Here is a 3,034-nt window from a genome sequence, read left to right as displayed (position 1 = left end):
CAGCGTGCCGCATTGTTTAAAAAACTGGATGGTTCCTTTGCAATGCTTTCCAAGCGTAGCGTTCAATTGCCCATCTATACGCAAATCAAGCGCAATCTAAAGCTATCCACTAAATCAGTCGTTCACAATGCGGATGAAATTCTCAAGACCGGTTTTGTAAAAGAACTAGGGAAGCGGATTGGTAATATTGCTCTTGGTATTTCTGCCGCGAGAGGTGTGGGTTATGTTGGTTTACTTGTGGGGGCCGTTAGCGGTGTCGATAACATCTATGAAGCGTGCAAGGTGGATGGATCTGGGGATTGTGGTAAGACGACGACTAGAGAGATAGCTGGATTTATTGGTGGTTGGTATGGTGGAGTAAAAGGCGGAGTTGCTGGCGTTGGAGTCGCGATTGCTTTGGTTATTGGTGTGACAGCTTCAGCTCCTGCTCTAGCGATCGCCACAATCGGTGGCGTAGTTATTGGTGGCGCCATTGGCGGTATTATTGGATCTACTGCCGGTAAAGCTGGAGGTGATCTTGCTTATGATATCTATGAATGGGTGGTTGAATAAATGTCAAACGCTGTTTGGTGGGAGTTCTTTATCATGATTCCAGCGGCTATTTTGGGAGGGTATGCCATCATTTGGGCTGTGCCGGCTGTCATTATGAATGCGATCGTATCTTTAGGTAGCTTTAAGCATATTATTTTCATGGATAAACAATTAGCTAAAGACCTAGATAAATATTATGACGAAAAAGGCTATATGCGCCCGAAGTACCAGTTATCTTGGGAGATTGGCAGTCGTTGTTTTGATTATTGGTTTAAATACCCATTCATTCGTAAGCGTTCAACAACGAACTCAACTAAGTTCAAAATATTTATGTGGGTTAATGCGTTAGGCATGTGGAGCTGGATCGGTGTTTTTTGTTTTGGTTTACTCGGTAAACTGTTTAATATCATTTAACTATTCTGGGTTGAAATGTAAGCGCATCATAAACCCCGCATTCTAATCACCTAGCGCGAATAATAAGATCCAGTCTCCAGCCATAAGGAGATTTGAAATGAGAAAACGACGCACCAACCAAGAATGGCGAACCCTGTTTGAACACTATGAATCTAGCCAGCTATCACAACGATTATTCTGTGAACGTAACGGACTGAGCCTTTCCACTTTTTACGCTAAGCGCCAACAGTTAAAGCACATCGAAAAACCGAACACGGTTGGCTTTGTTAAAGCAGAAGTCGTTGAAAAAACCCCCCTCTGGCAGGATAGTTGTCACTGTTAAAATTTAACCAGTGTAGGGCGGTAAGAGTGAATTGTGTCTCGTATTCCAACAGAAAGAAAAGAAGCGATATTAAAGAAGCTACTGCCTCCGTTCTCAATGTCAGTGAGCCAGTTATCAAAAGAAGAAGGCATTAGCACCGCCACCCTGTATTATTGGCGGCAACAACTCAGACGTTCAGGAGCCGCAGTGCCAAACAGTAACACTTCATCAGAGCAGTGGTCTGCTCAAACTAAACTCGCCATCGTCGCCGAGACTTACTCGATGACGGAGAATGAACTCAGCCAATACTGTCGTGAAAAAGGTCTCTTTCCTGAGCAAGTTCAGAGTTGGCGAGAAGACTGTATGCAAGGTTTTCAGTCAAGCAAAGAACGGGAAGCAAAAGCAAAGAAACAGGCCAAAGCGGATAAGCTTGAAATCAAAGAACTTAGGAAGGAGTTACGCCACAAAGAAAAGGCGCTCGCTGAAACGGCTGCCCTGTTGGTTCTACGAAAAAAGCTCAGAGCCTTTTACGGGGAAGAGCCAGAGGACGATTAACCTCAACCGATGAAAGGCGACATCTAATTGAGCTTATCCAGGATGCCAAGCAAAGTGGTTGCCGCGTAGAGCGAGCTTGTTATGAGGTTCAGATTGACCTGAGAACCTATCGTCGATGGTATCGACAAGGAGAGGTTCAGGCGGATAAAAGACCGACTTGTGCCAGACCAGAGCCTGCTAACAAGCTTTCGCAGCACGAGCGTGATGCGATTATCGAGGTATGTAACCGCCCAGAGTTCGCGAGCTTACCCCCTACTCAAATCGTACCGACACTGCTTGATAAAGGTGAATATATCGCCTCAGAGTCGAGCTATTATCGGGTACTGGGCGCACAAGGACAACTTCATAACCGAGGTCGTCAGAAGAGTAGACAAAAACAAACGAAGCCAACGAGTTATACGGCGACAGGCTCGAACCAAGTCTACACATGGGACATTACTTACTTGCCTTCAAGGGTTCGAGGTCAGCACTATTATCTGTACGTCATAGAGGATATCTACAGCCGAAAAATCGTGGGTTATGATGTGTATGAACGTGAGTGTGGTGAGTTAGCATCACAACTCCTGCAAAGGACGTTGATGCGAGAGCAGTGCTTCAATCAGCCGTTGGTTCTTCACTCAGATAACGGTGCGCCCATGAAGTCGCTGACGTTCAAGGCGAAGATGGATGAGTTAGGCATTACCTCGTCGTATAGTCGCCCAAGAGTCAGTGATGACAACCCGTATGTCGAGTCGTTGTTCCGTACGGTTAAGTACATGCCAAACTGGCCGACGAAGGGCTTTGAGCATCTCGACAGCAGTCGACGTTGGGTTGAAGCCTTCGTACGCTGGTACAACACAGAGCACAAGCACAGTAAGCTCAATTATGTCACGCCTTCAGAGCGTCATAATGGGAAAGACGAAGAGATCTTGAAGCATCGAGCAGAGGTCTTGCTCGCTGCTAAACAGCGAAAACCCGAACGATGGCCTGGTGATATCAGGAACTGTAAGCCAGTTGGTGAAGTACACCTAAATCCAGAAAGAGAAGCTGTTTAATAAATAAGCAAATAATGACAACTACCTTGAAAAACGCCGAGGATCACTCAACAGGAAATAGTGGATCCAGTGCTCTCGGTCACACTTCAATGGCTGTCAAGGGGGGACTGGTGAACGCTTACATTTCACGTGTGGTCATGCCTTTCGCGTACAGGCTCAATATCTTGTCGTCCATAGATTGGAATCGAGTTTGGTGCTT

At 46.0% G+C, this 3,034-nt stretch carries 2 protein-coding genes and 2 pseudogenes; all 4 read left to right on the top strand.

Going from position 1 to position 3,034, the window contains the following annotated elements:
• Nucleotides 1-552, top strand: a pseudogene (locus ACQEXR_RS19805) (hypothetical protein); the annotation flags it as partial.
• On the top strand, nucleotides 553-945 hold the full coding sequence (locus ACQEXR_RS19800) for a hypothetical protein (protein WP_331428173.1): 393 nt from the start codon (nucleotides 553-555) through the stop codon (nucleotides 943-945).
• A 97-nt stretch (nucleotides 946-1,042) separates the two neighbouring features.
• A pseudogene (gene tnpA, locus ACQEXR_RS19795) lies at nucleotides 1,043-1,249 on the top strand (IS66 family insertion sequence element accessory protein TnpA); the annotation flags it as partial.
• A gap of 51 nt (nucleotides 1,250-1,300) precedes the next feature.
• A protein-coding gene (locus tag ACQEXR_RS19790) for an IS3 family transposase (protein ID WP_427020996.1) occupies nucleotides 1,301-2,835 on the top strand; the annotation gives its coding sequence in 2 pieces (ribosomal slippage) (nucleotides 1,301-1,763 and nucleotides 1,763-2,835; 1,536 coding nt in all).
• Nucleotides 2,836-3,034: the final 199 nt, after the last annotated feature.

Origin of the sequence: Vibrio sp. TRT 2004 (assembly GCF_050113735.1) — a bacterium.
GTDB lineage: Bacteria > Pseudomonadota > Gammaproteobacteria > Enterobacterales > Vibrionaceae > Vibrio.
Note: the sequence above shows the minus strand (reverse complement) of the source record. Positions and strands in the feature narration are given on the sequence as shown.

Coding starts and splice junctions, on each gene's coding strand:
- ACQEXR_RS19800 (WP_331428173.1), top strand. CDS start 553: ATGTCAAACGCTGTTTGGTGGGAGTTCTTTATCATGATTCCAGCGGCT.